The 16,335-nt window shown below is 73.4% G+C and carries 15 protein-coding genes; 4 read left to right on the forward strand and 11 right to left on the reverse strand.

Annotation, left to right across the window (positions count from 1 at the left end):
- Positions 1–201: 201 nt before the first annotated feature.
- Positions 202–438, reverse strand: a complete 237-nt coding sequence (locus ACGFI8_RS42470) for a winged helix-turn-helix domain-containing protein (protein ID WP_345128741.1) — start codon at positions 436–438, stop codon at positions 202–204.
- A gap of 216 nt (positions 439–654) precedes the next feature.
- Between ACGFI8_RS42470 and ACGFI8_RS42475 the strand changes: the two genes are divergently transcribed.
- Positions 655–885, forward strand: a complete 231-nt coding sequence (locus ACGFI8_RS42475) for a hypothetical protein (protein ID WP_392813440.1) — start codon at positions 655–657, stop codon at positions 883–885.
- An 81-nt stretch (positions 886–966) separates the two neighbouring features.
- On the opposite strand, the gene ACGFI8_RS42480 is transcribed toward ACGFI8_RS42475, so the two are convergent.
- The 6 genes from ACGFI8_RS42480 to ACGFI8_RS42505 form a co-directional block, all read right to left on the reverse strand.
- Positions 967–2,367 (reverse strand): acyl-CoA carboxylase subunit beta, encoded by a 1,401-nt coding sequence (locus ACGFI8_RS42480; RefSeq protein ID WP_392813513.1) that lies wholly within the window; start codon positions 2,365–2,367, stop codon positions 967–969.
- Between the two features lie 51 nt (positions 2,368–2,418).
- Positions 2,419–3,636 (reverse strand): beta-ketoacyl-ACP synthase II, encoded by a 1,218-nt coding sequence (gene fabF / locus ACGFI8_RS42485; protein WP_392813442.1) that lies wholly within the window; start codon positions 3,634–3,636, stop codon positions 2,419–2,421.
- A 91-nt stretch (positions 3,637–3,727) separates the two neighbouring features.
- On the reverse strand, positions 3,728–3,973 hold the full coding sequence (locus tag ACGFI8_RS42490) for an acyl carrier protein (protein WP_392813443.1): 246 nt from the start codon (positions 3,971–3,973) through the stop codon (positions 3,728–3,730).
- Between the two features lie 53 nt (positions 3,974–4,026).
- Positions 4,027–4,980: a beta-ketoacyl-ACP synthase III gene (locus tag ACGFI8_RS42495; RefSeq protein ID WP_392813445.1), complete on the reverse strand. Its 954-nt coding sequence runs from the start codon at positions 4,978–4,980 to the stop codon at positions 4,027–4,029.
- Positions 4,977–6,137 (reverse strand): acyltransferase domain-containing protein, encoded by a 1,161-nt coding sequence (locus ACGFI8_RS42500; protein ID WP_392813446.1) that lies wholly within the window; start codon positions 6,135–6,137, stop codon positions 4,977–4,979. The genes ACGFI8_RS42495 and ACGFI8_RS42500 overlap by 4 nt, the downstream gene beginning before the upstream one ends.
- A 225-nt stretch (positions 6,138–6,362) precedes the next feature.
- Complete coding sequence (locus tag ACGFI8_RS42505) at positions 6,363–7,589, reverse strand: PucR family transcriptional regulator (protein WP_392813514.1); 1,227 nt, start codon at positions 7,587–7,589, stop codon at positions 6,363–6,365.
- Between the two features lie 465 nt (positions 7,590–8,054).
- Between ACGFI8_RS42505 and ACGFI8_RS42510 the strand changes: the two genes are divergently transcribed.
- Positions 8,055–10,295 (forward strand): HelD family protein, encoded by a 2,241-nt coding sequence (locus tag ACGFI8_RS42510; RefSeq protein ID WP_392813448.1) that lies wholly within the window; start codon positions 8,055–8,057, stop codon positions 10,293–10,295.
- A 9-nt stretch (positions 10,296–10,304) separates the two neighbouring features.
- Here the strand turns inward: ACGFI8_RS42510 and ACGFI8_RS42515 are convergent, their stop codons facing one another.
- Positions 10,305–11,186 carry a hypothetical protein gene (locus ACGFI8_RS42515; RefSeq protein ID WP_392813449.1) on the reverse strand — a complete coding sequence of 294 codons (882 nt, stop codon included), beginning with the start codon at positions 11,184–11,186 and terminating at the stop codon, positions 10,305–10,307.
- An 89-nt stretch (positions 11,187–11,275) separates the two neighbouring features.
- Between ACGFI8_RS42515 and ACGFI8_RS42520 the strand changes: the two genes are divergently transcribed.
- Together ACGFI8_RS42520 and ACGFI8_RS42525 are read left to right on the forward strand one after the other, a co-directional pair.
- Positions 11,276–12,172 carry a ParA family protein gene (locus ACGFI8_RS42520; RefSeq protein WP_392813451.1) on the forward strand — a complete coding sequence of 299 codons (897 nt, stop codon included), beginning with the start codon at positions 11,276–11,278 and terminating at the stop codon, positions 12,170–12,172.
- Positions 12,173–12,185: 13 nt separating this feature from the next.
- On the forward strand, positions 12,186–12,584 hold the full coding sequence (locus ACGFI8_RS42525) for a hypothetical protein (protein WP_392813452.1): 399 nt from the start codon (positions 12,186–12,188) through the stop codon (positions 12,582–12,584).
- Between the two features lie 45 nt (positions 12,585–12,629).
- Here ACGFI8_RS42525 and ACGFI8_RS42530 read toward each other — a convergent pair whose 3' ends face one another.
- The 3 genes from ACGFI8_RS42530 to ACGFI8_RS42540 form a co-directional block, all read right to left on the reverse strand.
- Positions 12,630–13,835 carry a hypothetical protein gene (locus ACGFI8_RS42530; RefSeq protein WP_392813453.1) on the reverse strand — a complete coding sequence of 402 codons (1,206 nt, stop codon included), beginning with the start codon at positions 13,833–13,835 and terminating at the stop codon, positions 12,630–12,632.
- Positions 13,832–14,386 (reverse strand): SigE family RNA polymerase sigma factor, encoded by a 555-nt coding sequence (locus ACGFI8_RS42535; RefSeq protein ID WP_392813455.1) that lies wholly within the window; start codon positions 14,384–14,386, stop codon positions 13,832–13,834. Before ACGFI8_RS42535 ends, ACGFI8_RS42530 begins: the two co-directional genes overlap by 4 nt.
- A gap of 224 nt (positions 14,387–14,610) precedes the next feature.
- Positions 14,611–16,305 (reverse strand): glycoside hydrolase family 3 protein, encoded by a 1,695-nt coding sequence (locus ACGFI8_RS42540; protein ID WP_392813456.1) that lies wholly within the window; start codon positions 16,303–16,305, stop codon positions 14,611–14,613.
- Positions 16,306–16,335 lie beyond the last annotated feature (30 nt).

Genomic DNA, 16,335 nt, shown 5'->3' on the forward strand with positions numbered 1-16,335 from the left:
CAGCCCGGCCTCGATCTCCGTGATCGTCGCCTCGGGCGTCTCGGCGAAGACCACCTCGTACGAGGTCGCGGTGTCGTGCTCTTCGAGCGCGCCGAACAACACGTGGAAGCCGTAGGTCACAGCCTTGCGGTAGCGCAGCACCAAGACGAGGTCGGGGTTACTCACAGCGCCATCCTGCCAGTACGACAGACATCGGCCTGGTCAAGCTGGCCGCTCGGCTACGAACACGCCTCGTCCCGGCTGGCCTACGACCAGGCCCTGCGCCTTCAGCTCGACCATAGCGAACTGAATGACCGTTCCGCTGACACCGTAGATGTCGCGGAGTTGCTGAGTGCTCGGGAGCTTGTCGCCCGGCTTCAGGGTGCCCGCCTCGATCTGGGCGCGGAGATCCGCCGCAACCTGGCGATAGTACGGCGTCCCGTCGTTCTTCAGAGGCACATGCGCACCCTGCCCCGAGGCCGGCGAAACCTACATCACGAGGTACCACCTACATCACTATGTGATGTAGGTTGGCCTGAGGTGCAGCGGCCCATAACCGCAGCATGAGGGCTATCGCATCCGTCTAGTTACGTCGGCGAGCCAGGAGCGATCATGAGTGAAGAGCTACATCCGACATGGTGCGTCCGCGCGGTGTGCACTGCCTACGGTCCGGCAGTGGACGAGTACCACCGCTCCCAGCCGTTCATCGTTCAGACCGACGATCCACGGATCGACCTGTTCATCTCAAAGGTCGCCGACCCGGACGGCACGAACGAGTACATCGAGATCACGGAACTGGAACGAGACGACGACCAGCCCTGGCACCTGCGGGAGCCCGTCCGGGGAATGTTTCTCCCGCGTGCCTCGGCTGACGCCGCCTGGCGCGCGATGGCGGAGCTGGTCTGAACAGATGCGTCTGAAGCAAGCCTGGAACCGGCTTGCAGATTCCGCACAGTAGCCTGCATGAAACCGCAAGGGTGGCGACGGCTAGAGCGGGATGTTGCTGTGGGCGCCGCGGGCGGGTGGGGCGCCGGCCAGGGCCGCGGCGATGCGGCGGCGTGTCCTCGCCGGGTCTACCACCTCGTCGACCACGCCGATCTCCAGCGCGCGGTTCACGCCGCCGGCGACCTCGATCTGCTCCTTGACGAGCCGTGCCCGCAGCTCGTCGCGCTCCTCCGGGGCGGCCGTGGCCAGCTTCTTGCGGTGCAGGACGTTCACCGCGGCGCTCGCGCCCATCACCGCGACCTCGGCGGCCGGCCACGCGAAGACCGCGGTCGCGCCGAGCGAGCGGGAGTTCATCGCGATGTACGCGCCGCCGTAGGCCTTGCGGGTCACGAGCGTGACGCGCGGTACGACCGCCTCGGCGAAGGCGTGCAGGAGCTTCGCGCCGCGGCGTACCACGCCGTCCCACTCCTGGCCCAGGCCGGGCAGGTAGCCGGGGACGTCGACGAGCACGATGAGCGGCACGCCCAGCGCGTCGCACATGCGCACGAAGCGGGCCGCCTTCTCCGCGCTCGCGGCGTCGAGGCAGCCGCCCAGGCGCAGCGGGTTGTTCGCGATGACGCCGACCGTGCGGCCGCCGAAGCGGCCCAGGGTGGTGACGATGTTCGGCGCCCACTTGGCGTGCAGCTCCACGCCGGGGGCGTCGAGGATGCCCTTGACGAGGGGCTTCACGTCGTACGCCCGGTTGGCCTCGACCGGCAGCAGCGCGCCGAGGTCGGCGTCGGTGACGTCGTCGGGCGAGATGCGGCCCTGCTTGCCCAGCAGCGAGGCGAGCTCGCGGGCGCTGGTCAGGGCCGACTCGTCGTCCTTGGTGGTCACGTGCACCACGCCGGAGCGGCGGCCGTGCGGCTCGGGGCCGCCGAGGCGCTCCATGTCGACCTGCTCGCCGGTGACGCTGCGCACGACCTCGGGGCCGGTGACGAAGATGCGCCCGGCCCCACTCATGATCACGATGTCGGTCAGCGCCGGGCCGTAGGCGGCGCCGCCGGCGGCGGGGCCGAGCACGACCGAGATCTGCGGCACGCGGCCCGACGCCCGGACCATGGCCGCGAAGACCTGGCCGACGCCGTCGAGGGCGACGACGCCCTCGGCGATGCGGGCGCCGCCGGAGTGCCACAGGCCGATGACCGGCACCCGCTCGCGCACGGCGGTGTCGATCACGTCGACGACCCGTCTGCAGCCCTCGTCGCCCATCGCGCCGCCCATCCGAGTGGCGTCGCTGGCGAACGCGACGACGGGCGTGCCGTCGATCTCACCGCGCGCGCCGAGCATGCCCGAGTCGTCGCGCGGCGCGAGCAGGCGCAGCGTGCCGCGGTCGAAGAGGGCGCGCAGGCGCACCTCCGGGTCGCGCAGGTCGACGGTCTCGGTGTTGGTGTCGGCGTGCATAGACGTGGACGTGGACGTGAGCGTCACGGTGGCTCCAAGTGGTGCGGTGGTTCAGGCGCGGACGAAGACCAGCGCGGCGTTGTGCCCGCCGAACCCGAAGGAGTTGTTCAGCGCCGCCGGGATCTCGAGGTGGCGCGCCTTGTGCGCGGCCACGTCCAGGTCGAGTTCGTCGTCCGGCTCATCGAGGTTAATGGTCGGCGGCACCACGCCGTGGTAGATCGCGAGAATCGTCGCGATCGACTCCACCGCGCCGGCCGCGCCGAGCAGGTGCCCGGTCATCGACTTGGTCGAGGTGAGCACGGGGTGGTCGCCGAGCGCCCGGTGCAGGGCCTTGATCTCGGCCAGGTCGCCGACCGGGGTCGAGGTGGCGTGGGCGTTGACGTGCATCACGTCGGCCTTCGCGATGTCCGCGTCGCGCAGCGCGAACGCGATCGCCCGCACCGCGCCGTCGCCCTCGGGGTGCGGCTGGACGATGTCGTACCCGTCGGAGCTGAGGCCGGCGCCGGCGAGGCGGGCGTAGATGCGCGCGCCGCGGGCCCGGGCGTGCTCGGCCCGCTCCAGGACGATGACGCCGGCGCCCTCGCCGAGGACGAAGCCGTCGCGGCCCTTGTCCCACGGGCGGGAGGCGCGCTCCGGCTCGTCGTTGCGCACCGACATGGCGCGCATCGAGGCGAAGCCGGCGATGGGCAGCTGGTGGATCACGGCCTCGGTGCCGCCGGCGACGACGACGTCGGCGCGGCCGAGCCGGATCAGGTCGAGGCCGTGCGCGATCGCCTCGGCGCCGGTGGCGCAGGCGCTCGCGACGCAGTGCACGCCGGCGCGCGCGCCCAGCTCCAGCCCGACCCAGGCGGCGGGCCCGTTGGGCATCAGCATCGGCACGGTGTGCGGCGAGACCTTGCGCGGGCCGCTGGCCTCCAGGATGTCGTCCTGGTTGAGCAGGGTCTGGGCGCCGCCGATGCCGGTGCCCACGCTGACGGCGAGCCGGTCCTTGTCCACCTCCGGCGAGCCGGCGTCGGCCCAGGCCTCGCGGGCGGCCAGGATCGCGGTCATCTCGCTGCGGTCCAGCCGGCGGGCCTGCACCCGGTCGATCTTCTCGGTGGGCTCGACGGCGAGCTGCGCGGCGATCCGCACGGTGAGCTGCGCGGCCCAGTCCTGGGTCAGCGGCGACACTCCCGACTTGCCGGCGAGCATGGCGTCCCAGGTGGACGGGGCATCCCCGCCGAGCGGGGTGGTTGCCCCGATGCCGGTGACGACGACCTCAACACTCACTGCACAACACTCCTCACAGCTGACCTAACGACGGGGCCCTGGGCAAGGTCCCGGGGTGACCGTGCCCTGCTCAGGACCCCGGCGGCGGATTTCAGGCCTGCGACTTCTCGATGTACGAGACGGCGTCGCCGACGGTCTTGAGGTTCGGCACCTCGTCATCCGGGATCTTCACGCCGAACTTCTCCTCGGCCGCCACGACGACCTCGACCATGGACAGCGAGTCGACGTCCAGGTCGTCGGTGAACGACTTCTCCTCGGCGACGTCGTCGGGGTTGACTCCGGCGACCTCTTCGAGGATCTCGGCGAGACCTACGGCGATCTCTTCACGGGTGGACATAGAGCTTTCCTTCCTAGGGTTGACACGCTCGTCGATGGAAGATGAACAGACCGCTACGGGCAGTAGATGACTTGGCCCGCGTAGGTCAGGCCGCCGCCGAAGCCGAAGAGCAGCACCGGTGCGCCGGAGGGAACCTCGCGCCGCTCGATCGCCTTGGACAGGGCCAGCGGGATGCTCGCCGCCGACGTGTTACCCGACTCGACGAGGTCCTTGAGGATGATCGCGTTGGGCAGGTCGAGGCGCTTGACGATCCCGTCGATGATACGGGCGTTGGCCTGGTGGGCGACGAACGCGGCGATGTCCTTGCCCTGCACGCCGGCCCGGTCGAGGGCGGCCTGGGCGTAGGGGGCGATGGCGGTCGTGGCCCAGCGGAACACCGCCTGGCCCTCCTGTTTGATGTACGGCCGCCACCCCTCGATCCTGAGCACGTCGCCCCGCTCGGGGGCGGAGCCCCACACGACCGGGCCGACACCGGGCCGCTCGCCCTCGGCCACCCCGGTCACCACGGCCGCGCCCGCGCCGTCGCCGAAGAGCACGGCGGTGGTGCGGTCGGTCCAGTCGGTGAGGTCGGAGAGCTTCTCGGCGCCGATCACCAGCGCGTTGCGCGCCGCGCCGGCGCGGATCGCGTGGTCGGCGCCGGCCAGGGCGTAGCAGAAGCCGGAGCAGGCGGTGTTGAGGTCGTAGGCGGCCGGGGCGTTGATGCCGAGCTTCGCCGCGACCCGGGTGGCCACGTTCGGGCACCGGTCGACCGAGCTGCAGGTGGCCACGATGACGGTGTCGATGTCGGCCGCGGTGAGCCCGGAGGCCGCGAGCGCTTTGCCCGCCGCGGCGATCGCCATGTCGGCCACCGTCTCGCTGCCGGCGACGCGCCGCTGGGCGATGCCGACCCGGTCGCGGATCCACTCGTCGTTGGTTTCGATCACCTTCGACAGGTCGTCGTTGGTGACCACCTGGGACGGCTGGTAGTGGCCGAACGCGAGGATCCTCGATCCTGCAGCCGGGGTCATAGCTGGCCTCCAATGCGGGCGAGCGGCTGGCCCGGGGCGACCGGGTCGTCGTGGTGGGCGAGCCACTCGGTGAGCACGCCGGCGCGGTGCGCGACGACCTCGACCGGGCCCTGCCGGGTCTCGATGGCCCCGACGACCTGGCCGCCGCGGATGTCGGCGCCCTCGGCGAGGCCGGCGGCCGGGGTGAACGTGCCGGCGGTGCCGGCCACCACGACGCTGAACTCCGGGTGCGGCTCGTGGGTGGGCGCGGCGCCGTGCCGCGCGATCGCGTCGCGCGCCGCGGGCAGGTCGTCCGGGGTGTTGACGGTGACGATCTCGATGCCCTTGAGCGCCCGCTTGGCCAGCCCGGCCAGCGTGCCGGCCGGGGCCAGCTCGACGATCGCGGTGATGCCGAGGTCGGCGAGGGTCTGCATGCACAGGTCCCAGCGCACCGGGGCGGTGACCTGGCGCACGAGGCGCAGCAGCATGGTGGGGCCGTGGTCGACCGCGGTGCCGTCCAGGTTGGACAGCAGGATCTTGCCCGGCGTCGCGGCGGTGATGCCGGCCGCCACCCGGCCCAGCGCCTCCTCGGCGGGGGCCATGTACGGCGTGTGGAACGCCCCGGCCACCTGCAGCGCGATGATCCGGGTCCGGGCCGGCGGCGTGGCGGCGAGCTTCTCGAGGCCGGCCAGCGCCCCGGCGGCGACGACCTGGCCGGCGCCGTTGCGGTTGGCCGGGTACAGCCCCGCGCCGTCGATCGCGGCGAGCACCTCGTCGGGGTCGCCGCCGAGAACGGCGCTCATGCCGGTCGGCTCGAGCGCGCAGGCGGCGGCCATCTCGCGGCCCCGCACCCCGGCGAGGGTGACCGCGGCCTCGGCGCTGAGCACGCCGGCGAGGGCTGACGCGGCCAGCTCGCCGACGCTGTGGCCGACGACGACGGCGGCGTCGTACATCGGCAGCTGCTCGGCGGTCAGCAGCGCGGCCGCCACGAGCAGCGGCTGGGTCTTCGCGGTGTCCTTGATCTCCTCGGCGTCGGCCTCCGTGCCCAGGTGCACGAGGTCGACCCCGGACAGGGCGGACCACCAGCGCAGGCGCGCTTCGGCCCCGGGCAGCGCGAGCCACGGGGTCAGGAAACCGGGCTTCTGAGAGCCTTGGCCTGGAGCGAGTACAGCGAGCACGTCTATGACTTTTCCGGATTCCCAAGAGTCGCGCGGGTAGCGCTACACACCAAAGTGGACCACCTCGTTTGTAGGAACCCTACAAAAGATCGCGTGGTGTTGCGCCAACAGATCCGCACTGTTACCCGCCGCAATCCGTAGTTCACCTGTGATGCGATCCGGATCACTCGGGGTGGCGCAAGCAGAATAAGGGGCAAACCATGGGGCAGCGCCGGGAAACGGCAATCACGGCGGGGGGATCGGCGCGGGGGACGGCGCGAACGGATCCAGCCTGCCGATCGTGAGCGCGATTCGCAATGCGAAGGCGTCCCGCGGCACCAGCGGTGTGAAGCCGGTCACCTCGCCGATGCGCCGCAGCCGGTACCGCACCGTGTTCGGATGCACGAACAGCCCCCGCGCCGCGCTCTCCAGCACCCCGCCGCCCGCGAAGAACGCGTCGAGCGTCTCCAGCAGCTCCCCGCCGGCCCGCACCAGCGCGCCGTAGATCTCGTGCCGCAGGATCCGCCGCGCGTCCGCATCGCCCGCGAGGGCCCGCTCGGGCAGCAGGTCGGCGGCGGCGACCGGGCGGGGCGCGGCCGGCCAGGCGGGCGCGGCCCGGTAGCCGGCCAGGGCCGCTCGGGCGGACTCGGTCGCCTCGTCCAGCGACGGTACCGCCGGCCCGACCACGACCGGGCCGTCGCCGAAGCCGACCAGCAGCCGCTCGGTGGCGGCCATCGGGTCCGCCGCCCCGCCCAGGACCACCACCAGGCGGTCGCCGTGGACGCCGCCGAGGATCTCCACGCCGATGCGCCGGGCCGCGCGGTACACCGTGTGCAGCACCGCCGCGGCCTCCCCGCCCGGCGAGCGGCCCACCGCCACCGCGACCGGCGGGGCATCGGCCCAGCCCAGCGCCGCCGCCCGGCTGGCCAGCTCGTCGGAGGAGTCGCCGCGCAGCAGCGCGTCGACCAGCAGGGCCTGCAGGCGGGCGTCCCAGGCGCCGCGGGTCTCGGCCGCCCGGGCGTACACCCGCGCGGCGCCGAAGGCGACCTCCCGGCTGTAGTACAGCACCGCCTCCCGGAGGCCGTGCTCCTGCCCGGGCGCGGCCAGATGCGGCAGCTGCGCCTCGACGACCTCGATGGTGACCCGGATAAGCTGTACCGTCTGGGCGAGGTTGATCGAGCGGGCCAGCGCGCGCGGCGCGGCGTCGAAGAACTCGTCGGAGTTGTCCGGCGGCGCCGGGCCGTCCTTGTCGCGGTTGCGCAGCCACTCCACCATCGAGCGCACGCCCGCCTGGGCGACCAGCATGACCCAGGCGCGCTGGTCGGCCGGCAGCTCGCGGAACCAGGGCAGCGTCTCGTCCATCCGGGCGACGCTGGCCGTGGCCAGCGCGCCGGCGGCCCGCTCGATCGAGCGCACGCTCGCCTCCAGCGAGCCCGGCGCCGCAGGGGGCTCCGAGCCCTTGGAGCCCGCCAGGAGCTCCGGGAACCGGTCGAAGTCCGCCGCTGTCACACCTACAGCCTTTCATGGGCTGTTCCTCGCTTGGCGCGCGCTCCGCGCGGGCGCGGCCGGGGGGTTCCCACCCCGGACCCCCCCCCCATGCCCGCTCCGCGGGCACCTTTGCTGCGCTGCGCGCCCCTGCGTCGCCTCGCCGTCGCCTACCGGCGCCTACGGCGCTGTGCGCCGGGGTGGATTCTCGGTTGATGCGTGCTGCGCGTGCCGGGGTGACGTATGCCGCCGCGAGCTACGACGGCAGGAGTGCGGGAAACGCCGTCCTGATGACAGGCCGTCTGACCATGGGTGAGGCGCTATCCGGGGGCTCGCCACTCGTCCGTTGTCCGAGGGTGATTCGGCCGTGAGGGGATCGACCGCCCTTCCTGGCGCAAGGTAGCGTTGGGCCCACGCAGCGTGCGAAAAGGCAGCGTGCGAAAAGGGAGAGCCGTGGAGTCCAAGGCAGCCGAGATCGCCGCCGAGCAGCAACACTTCGATCTCGCCCGCAAGCACCGCGAGCTGCTGCGCGCCGAGCTGGGCGAAAACCCGGACGTCGCCGCCAATCCCGGGACCGGCCGCTGGCTGTCGGGGTTCCGCCGCGGTCGCCGCGATGCTCTCGCCCCGCCGGAGCAGGAGGTCGCGTTCGGCCGTGTCGACAAGAAAGTCGACCAGAAAGCCGGCCAGCAAGTCGACCAGGGCGGCGACGAGCGGTTCTACATCGGCCGCGAGACGATCCTCGACGACCAGCGCCAGGTCCTCGTGGTCAACTGGAAGACCCCGATCGGCGACCTGTACTACCAGGCCTCCGCCGAGGACCCGCGCGGCCTGACCCGCAAGCGCACGTACAGCTGCGAGGGCAACCGGATCGTCGACTTCGAGGACCTGCTGTTCGAGCGGCTCGCCGAGGCGATCGAGGCCCTCGACGGGCCCGACGCGGCGCTGCTCGGCGAGCTCGACCGCGAGCGCACCGGCGCCATGCGCGACATCGTCGCCACCATCCAGGCCGCCCAGCACCAGCTCATCCGCGCCCCGCTCGAGCAGCTGCTGGTCATCGAGGGCGGGCCCGGCACGGGCAAGACCGCCGTCGCCCTGCACCGGGTGTCGTGGCTGCTGTACAACCACAGCGACCGGCTGCGCCCCCGCGACGTGCTCGTCATCGGCCCGCATCCGGCGTTCATCCGCTACATCCGCACCGTGCTGCCGAGCCTCGGCGACGCCGACGTCGAGCAGGCCGACATCGACGCGCTCTGCCCGCCGGTGCAGCGCGGCCGGCAGGAAGACGCGGCCACCCGTCGCCTCAAGGGCGAGGCCCGGATGGCCGGGCTGCTCGCCCGCGCGCTGGAGGCCCGCATCGGCGCGCCCGAGGCCGCCGAGCGGATGCTCTTCGACGGCCGCTTCCTCACCCTGACCGGCTCCGAGGTCGCCGCCGAGGTGGCCGGCGCCCGGCAGGCCGTCGGCCCCTACGCGCTGCGCCGCCAGCGGCTGCGCGCCCGCCTCGCCGAGCTGGTGCGCGAGCGCGGCGGGCCGGTCGACGCCGAGCGGCTCCCCCCGGTGGAGAACCTCCTGGAGCGGCTGTGGCCGCTGCAGAGCGCCGCGGCGTTCCTGCGCGGCCTGCTCGGCTCGAGGAACCGGATGGCCGCCGCGGCCGCCGGCGAGTTCACCGACGAAGAGGTGACGCTGCTGTACCGCCGGGGCGCCGACCGGCTCTCCGAGCAGGTCTGGAGCGACGCCGACGGGCCGCTGCTCGACGAGGTCGACGACCTGCTCAACGGGACCGCCGGGCGATACCGCCACATCGTCGTCGACGAGGCCCAGGACCTCTCGCCGATGCAGCTGCGCGCCATCGCCCGCCGCTCGGCCAACGGTTCCCTCACCGTCGTCGGCGACCTGGCCCAGTCCACCGGGGCATGGGCCCGCGACCGCTGGGAGGAGGTCACCGACCACCTGCCGCAGACGCTCCCGCGGGTCGTTGAGCGGCTGCGGTACGGCTACCGGGTGCCGCGGCAGGTGTACGAGCTCGCCGCCCGGCTGCTGCCGATCGCCGCCCCCGGCGTCGAGCCGATCCGGGTCGTTCGCGACGGCCCCGAAGGTACCCCCGCCACCCATGTCGTCGAGCCCGGGGAGCGGGCCGGCCGGGCCGCCCAGATCGCCCGCGACCACCTGGAGGCGCACCGCTTCGTCGGCATCGTCTGCCCCGCCGCGTGCCGGGCCGAGCTCGAGTTCGCCCTGCACGCCAACGACCTGCCGTGGGGCCGCGCCGACCAGGGCGAGCTGGACCGCGCCATCAACCTGGTCTCGCCGCAGGAGGCGAAGGGCCTCGAGTTCGACGCGGTGATCGTGGTCGAGCCCGAGGAGATCGTCGCCGAGGACCCGCGCGGGCACCGGCTGCTGTTCGTCGCGCTGACCCGCACCATCCGGTATCTCGACATCGTCAGCAGCGGCGACACGCTCCCGCTGGAATCGCCGGGCGACGTGACGGACCGCATCCCGCGCCAGCGCACGCTCGTCGAGCCCGACCCCGACCCGACGGTCGAGCTGTCCCTGCTCGACCGCCTGGCCGAGGACCTGACCGCGATGATCGCCGGCGGCGCCCCGCCGTCCATGTGGGACGAGGTCCTGCAGCGCACCGCGGCCCTGCTCGACGAGCGCTCCGGCCGCGACCGCCCGAAGGGCCGCCACCACCGCGCCTAGGTTGATCAGCTAGGCGGTGACCTCGGTACGGAGCTCGTGGCCGCCGTCCTCGCGGGTGCCCTCGTAGTAGATGCGGCCCGCCACGGCGGTCAGGTAGCGCAGGCCATGCGGCGCGTGCGGGGACTGCGCGGGCGGGGCGTCCGCGGCCGTCAGCGGGCCGAATGTGCCGTCCGCCAGCAGCGGCGCGGTCGCGGTGCCGGTGCGCTCCTCCCAGTTCTCCGCGGCGGTGGCCCGCCCGTCGTAGGCGAAGGCCAGGCCGCCGTCGACCGGCAGTACCGCGCTGACCCGCACGCCGCGGGCGTCCCACGCGCCCGGGCGCGGTGCCAGGACCGCGCCGTGCCAGGTCCAGTCCACGCCGTCGGGGCTGGTGGCGTACCAGGTGCTCATCCGGTCGGCGTGCTCGTCCGACTCCAGCGGGTGCACCGACGCCCACAGGTGCCAGCGGCGGCCGTCGAAGTGCAGGACCGGGTCCTTGACGCCCGCCGTCGCGTCGCCGGGCAGCACGGTGCGCGCCGGCGCCTCGCCGAGCTGCCCGGGGTCGTCGGCCTCCAGCAGGTCGACCCGCCAGTGCTTCGTGCGGGGGGTGGCGACGCTGACGTACAGCCGCCACCGGCCCTCCGGGGTGACCGCGAGCGCCGGCCGCTCCAGCGACGCGCCGCCGAAGCGGTCGCGGTGCACCACGGCGACCGTGGTGAACGCGACGCCGTCGCGGGAGCGGGCCACCACGTTGGCGTAGCCGCGCCCCTCGTCGACCGGCCGGCGCAGCCGGTACGCCAGGTACACCTCGTCGCCGACGCGCAGCGCGCTCGGCGCGCCGGCCCAGCTGCCCGGCCCGCCGGCGGGCGGCTCGACGACGACGCGGGCGTCGTCCCAGCGCGGCAACGTCAGCAAGGCTTCTCCTCCGGGCGTGACACGGAGAATTCACCCTATCGGGGACGGCCCCGGCGACAAGCGGCCGGGATGAATGTCATGCTGCACCGATGAGCGTCGTCTCCGTGATCAACTACAAGGGCGGCGTCGGCAAGACCACCGTGACCGCGAACCTCGGCGCCGAGCTCGCCGCCCGCGGCCGCAAGGTGCTGCTCATCGACCTGGACCCGCAGGCCAGCCTCACCTACTCGTTCTACCGGCCGGCCGACTTCGCCGAGCAGCCGACGATCCGCTCCTGGTTCGAGGCGTTCGTCGCCAGCCGCACCCCGGAGTCGCTGTTCCGGTACGTGCTGGCCCCGCACGCGGTCAACGCGGTCGTGCAGCCGCTGGGCGGCCACCTGCACCTGGTCGCCTCCCACCTGGGCCTGGTCGACGCCGACCTTGACCTGGCCGCGGGCCTCGGCGGCGCCCGGTTCCAGCGCAGCAGCCCGCGATACCTGCAGGTGTACCGCCTGCTCGCCGACGCCCTGGCGGAGCAGCCGTTCAGCGCCTACGACGCGGTGCTGATCGACTGCCCGCCGAACTTCAACCTGGTGACCCGCACCGCCCTGGTCGCCAGCGACCACGTGGTCGTCCCCGCCCGCCCCGACTACCTGTCCACCCTGGGCATCGACCTGCTGCGCAACCGCCTGTCGCAGCTGGTGGAGGACTACAATTCCGTGGCGGAGCACCCGATCAACCCGGAGATTGCCGGCGTCGTCTACATGATGGTGCAATACACCCCGTCGGGCCCCCTGGCCAGCCAGCGCAGCTCGTTCGAGGAGACCACGCGCATCGAGATGCCGGTGTTCTCCCAGACGATCCGCGACAACAAGACCGCGGTCACCGAGGCCGGCAACCGCTCCGTGCCGGCGGTGCTGGCACCGCCGGGCAGCACCGCGATCGAGACCCTACGATACGAGTTGCAGCAGCTCACCAGCGAGTTCCTGGCACGCACGCGAACCTGAGGGAGAAGCCCAGATGACCGACCCGGCCGACCTCGCCCACGAGGTGCTCCTACGCGTGGCCGCGTTCGTGAAGACCCTCCCCGCCGACCAGCTGGCCGACCTGGCCTCCGGCGCCGCGAAGCTGGAGCTGGTCCCGAAGGGCGGCCGCCCGGCCCGCGCGACCAAGGCCGCGCCCGCCGCGCCGTCCCGCCCGGTGAGCGAGATCGAGGCGATGCTGGCCGAGCTCGGCACCCGGCAGGCCGCCGCGCAGTACCTCAACGACCTCAAGCTGACGGTCGCCCAGCTCCGCGAGCTGGCCAAGGCATTGAGCGTGGCCGCCCCGGCCAAGGCGACCAAGGCCGCCCTGACCACCGCCATCGTCGACGCCACCACCGGCCGCCGCCTGGACAGCCTCGCGCTCAGCGCCCGATAGCGAGCCGGCGAGCCCCGTTGGCGCGTGCCGATCCCGGCGATCGTCTCAGCACGTCCACCGCACCGGGAGGACCGGGTCGTTCTTGCTGCGGGAGAGCCAGCCGACCGCGGTCCGGCCGTCCGCGCTCATCGACGTCACCACCGCCGACTGGCCGTCGGACAGCACCGGCATCTCCAGCACCGCCCCGTCCGTCCAGAGCGCCGGCGGAGCGTCGTCGATGCTGCGCATCACTACGCCGAACATCCGCCCCGACGCGTCGACGCCGCCCGGCACGAACGTGCCGAGTTCGCGCACCTCGCCGGTCCTCAGGTTCCACCGCACGCCCTGGTCGAACCACGTGCTGCCGTCCTCGTAGTAGCCGATCGCCCAGTCCCCGGCGATCTGGGTCACGCCGTACGCCGGTTTGCCGCCGGAGCGTTTGAGCAGCCTGGGGGTGCCGTCGGGGCGCCACACGTACGGCTGGGGGTCGTGCCCGGGCTCCATCCCGCGCCCGAAGACGGTGCCGTCGTCGGCGACGCCCGACGCACGGGCGATCGTCGGGCTGGTCGTCACGTAGGCGAACTGCTCGGGGCGCGCCACGTTCCACCGCACGATCCGCGCCCTCGTGGCCCGGCTGCCGTCCTGCCACGACGCGGTGCCGATGATGTCGCCCGCGGCGTTGATGCCCTCCGCGGAGACCGTGTCGGCGTCCGGCGGGGTGGCGAGCCTGGTGAAGGTGCCGTCCTTCAGCATCCACGGCACCGAGGTGCTCTCGCCCTGGCTGTTGCCGACCACGACACCTGCGGCGTTGACGCCGGCCGGGTGCGGGTAGGGCAGCGGCGCGCCTGCCACCGGCTGCAGCACACCGTCGGTCCACAGCAGCACCACGCCAGCACCCTGCTCGCCGCCGGAGTCCCCGTCCAGGGTGCCCACCGCATACCGCCCTGCCGGGTCGACCGCGCCGACGACGGCCGGGGCGCCGCCCGGAGTGGGCAGCCGCTGCACGCCGCAGCCGTTGCGGGTCCGCACCACCGTCGGACTCGGCGGCGTCTCGTCGCCGATCTGCGGTGGCCGTCGATCCGGTGCGAACGCCGACACACCGATGAGGGTGGCGCCGACGGCGACGGCGACCGCGGCGACCGCGAGCAGGCGGCGGCTGCGCTCGCGGCGCCGGCCCTCGGCGAGCGCCCGCTTGATGTCCACCTTGGACGGCGGCATGGGCTGCGGCCGCATCAGTGGCTTGAGCGCCTGTGCCTCGAACTCGTCGTTCACCAGGCACCTCCGTTGGCGTTCTTCGCGGTGGTCGCGGTGGTACTGCCCGCACCTCGCGACCTGCCTGCCTCATCGGTGCCGAGGATGCGGCGGAGCGCGGCCAGACCGTCCGACGTGTGGCTCTTGACGGTGCCGGGGGCGCAGCCGAGGGTGGCGGCGACGTCGTTGACCGGCAGGTCACACAGGAAGCGCAGCACCAGCACCGCCTGCTGCTTGGCCGGGAGCCGGCGCAGCGCGGCCCGGACGACCAGGGCGTCGTCGGTCGATGCCGCGGCGGCGGCCTGCTCGGGCAGCCGGTCGGTGAGCCAGGTCCGCGCCCATGCACGGCGCTGCTCGGTGAGGAACGTGTGGACGACCATCTTCCGCACGTACGCGTCGACGCTGTCGGCCGCCCGGACCTGCCGCCACTTCAGGTACAGGCTGGTCGCCGTCGTCTGCACCACGTCGTCGGCGCGGTCGAAGTCGCCGGTCAGCAGGTAGGCCAGCCGGCGCAGGTGCGGCATGCGGACGCGGACGTACTCCACGTACTCCCGCTCGAGTTCGTCGCGCAACCAGGTCCCCTTCCACCGCTCCAGCCCTCAGATGCGCCCGGGCCGTCGATCGGTTGGGTTCCCCGGGGGCCCTTGGCACCGCGGACCTTGCAGGGAGGGCCGCCAGGCCCGACCGCTTCGCCCAGTCTGGCTCGATGAGGCTTCGCGGCGACCGACCCAGACCAGGCGCTCACGGGAGGAACGGTCCGCAGGTGACGCGGCCCGAGCCAGGAAAAGCTCGCGGCTCAGGCGCAGGCCGAGGCGGGCAGGCCCGGGACCGGGACCGGCGTGCGGCCCGGCGCCTTCGCCTTGCCCACCAGCACGTCGGCGAGCGCGGACATCGAGGCGCGCGACGAGGAGTAGGTCGCGACCAGGGTGCCCTTGGCCGAGCCGAGCACGTACGGGGTGTCCAGCGCCACGGTGACCGCCGACGACGGCGACAGGTCGGCCGAGCCGCGGCTGTAGCCGACGAGCCGCACCTCCGCGCCGCCCTGGGGCACCACCTCGGCGCCCGCCTGGCGCAGCGACTCCTCCAGCGCGCCGCGGGCGGTGTCGGCACCGGCCGAGGTGACCCGGACCGGGCCGGTGACCAGGGCGCCGGAGCACGGGCCGCGCAGGACGGTGATCGCGGCGGCGGCGCCGGCCCGGGCGGCCGACTTGCCGGCGTCGCCGTCGACGACGCTCATCGGCGGTCTCGGTACCGCGGCCAGCCGCAGCTTCAGCGTCAGGATCCGGGTCGCCGACTCGATCAGCCGCTGCTTGGTGATCCGCCCGGAGCGCACGGCGTCGAGCAGGCCCTTGTACGCCGCGGTCAGGTTGGGCGGCATGAGCAGCACGTCGTTGCCGGCGAGGATCGCGCGGACCGCGGCCTCCCCCGGCGGCCACGCCTCGGCCGGCGTCATGTTCAGGGCGTCGGTGACGACGACCCCGGTGTAGCCGAGCTTCGTGCGCAGCAGGTCGACGAGGATCTTGCTGGAGAACGAGGCCGGTCCGCCCGGGTCGACCGCCTTCACCTCGAGGTGGCCGGACATGATCAGGCCGATGCCGGCGTCGCGCGCGGCGAGGAACGGCGGCAGGTCGCCGGACTGCAGCGCGTCGAGGCTCTGGCCGAGCACGGGCAGGCTGCTGTGGCTGTTGACGGTGGTGTGCCCGTGGCCGGGGAAGTGCTTGGCCGCCGCGGCGACCCCGGCGGACTGCAGGCCCCGCACGGCCGCGGCGACCTGGACGGCGACCTTCGCCGGGTCGCTGCCGAACGAGCGGGAGCCGATCACGCCGCCCGGCTGGGTGCCGAGCACGTCGGCGTCCGGGGCGAAGTCGACGTTGACGCCGATCGCGGCGAGCTCGGCGCCGGCCGCCCGCCACGCGGCCTCCGTCACCGCCGGGTCTCCGGCCGCGCCGAACGCGAGCGCGGACGGCAGCTGGACCATGCGGTCGCGGATGCGGGTCACCTGGCCGTACTCCTGGTCGGTGCCGATCAGCAGCGGCAGCCGCGCGGGCAGGCTCAGCGCCGCCTGCTGCAGGCCGGCGGTCAGCTTCGCGACCTGGGCCGGGGACTCGACGTTGGTGGTCATGTTGGTGCCGGCGGTCGGATCGTCGGCGCTGGAGGAGACGAGGATGATGCCGCCCAGGTGGTACTTCTTGACGATCTCCGCCGGGGTCGCCGCGCCCGCGTAGCTGCGGTTGGCCGACGCCGAGCCGGAGGACACCTTGTCGGCCGCGTTGCCGTACGCGTAGGGCATCAGCAGCTGGCCGACGAGCTCCTCATCGGAGAGGCGCCCGGCGATCTCCGCGGCCTGCGTGGCCGGGTCGCCGCCCGGCACCAGGGCGGACACCGGCCCACTGGAGCTCGGATCGGCGGTGCCGGACCCGCCATCGGTGCAGGCGCTCAGCAGCAGGGCGAGCGCCGTCAGGGACGGCAGGAGGCGGCGGAGGACGGACACCCCGCCACTCAACCACGGGCGTGCAACCTG

The organism is Dactylosporangium sp. NPDC048998, from assembly GCF_043197855.1.
GTDB lineage: Bacteria > Actinomycetota > Actinomycetes > Mycobacteriales > Micromonosporaceae > Dactylosporangium.

Bases quoted from the DNA above. Each gene is read 5' to 3' on its own strand.
- ACGFI8_RS42480 (WP_392813513.1), bottom strand. From the start codon at position 2,367: ATGCACGCCGACACCAACACCGAGACCGTCGACCTGCGCGACCCGGAG.
- ACGFI8_RS42525 (WP_392813452.1), top strand. From the start codon at position 12,186: ATGACCGACCCGGCCGACCTCGCCCACGAGGTGCTCCTACGCGTGGCC.
- ACGFI8_RS42520 (WP_392813451.1), top strand. From the start codon at position 11,276: ATGAGCGTCGTCTCCGTGATCAACTACAAGGGCGGCGTCGGCAAGACC.
- ACGFI8_RS42495 (WP_392813445.1), bottom strand. From the start codon at position 4,980: ATGACCCCGGCTGCAGGATCGAGGATCCTCGCGTTCGGCCACTACCAG.
- ACGFI8_RS42490 (WP_392813443.1), bottom strand. From the start codon at position 3,973: ATGTCCACCCGTGAAGAGATCGCCGTAGGTCTCGCCGAGATCCTCGAA.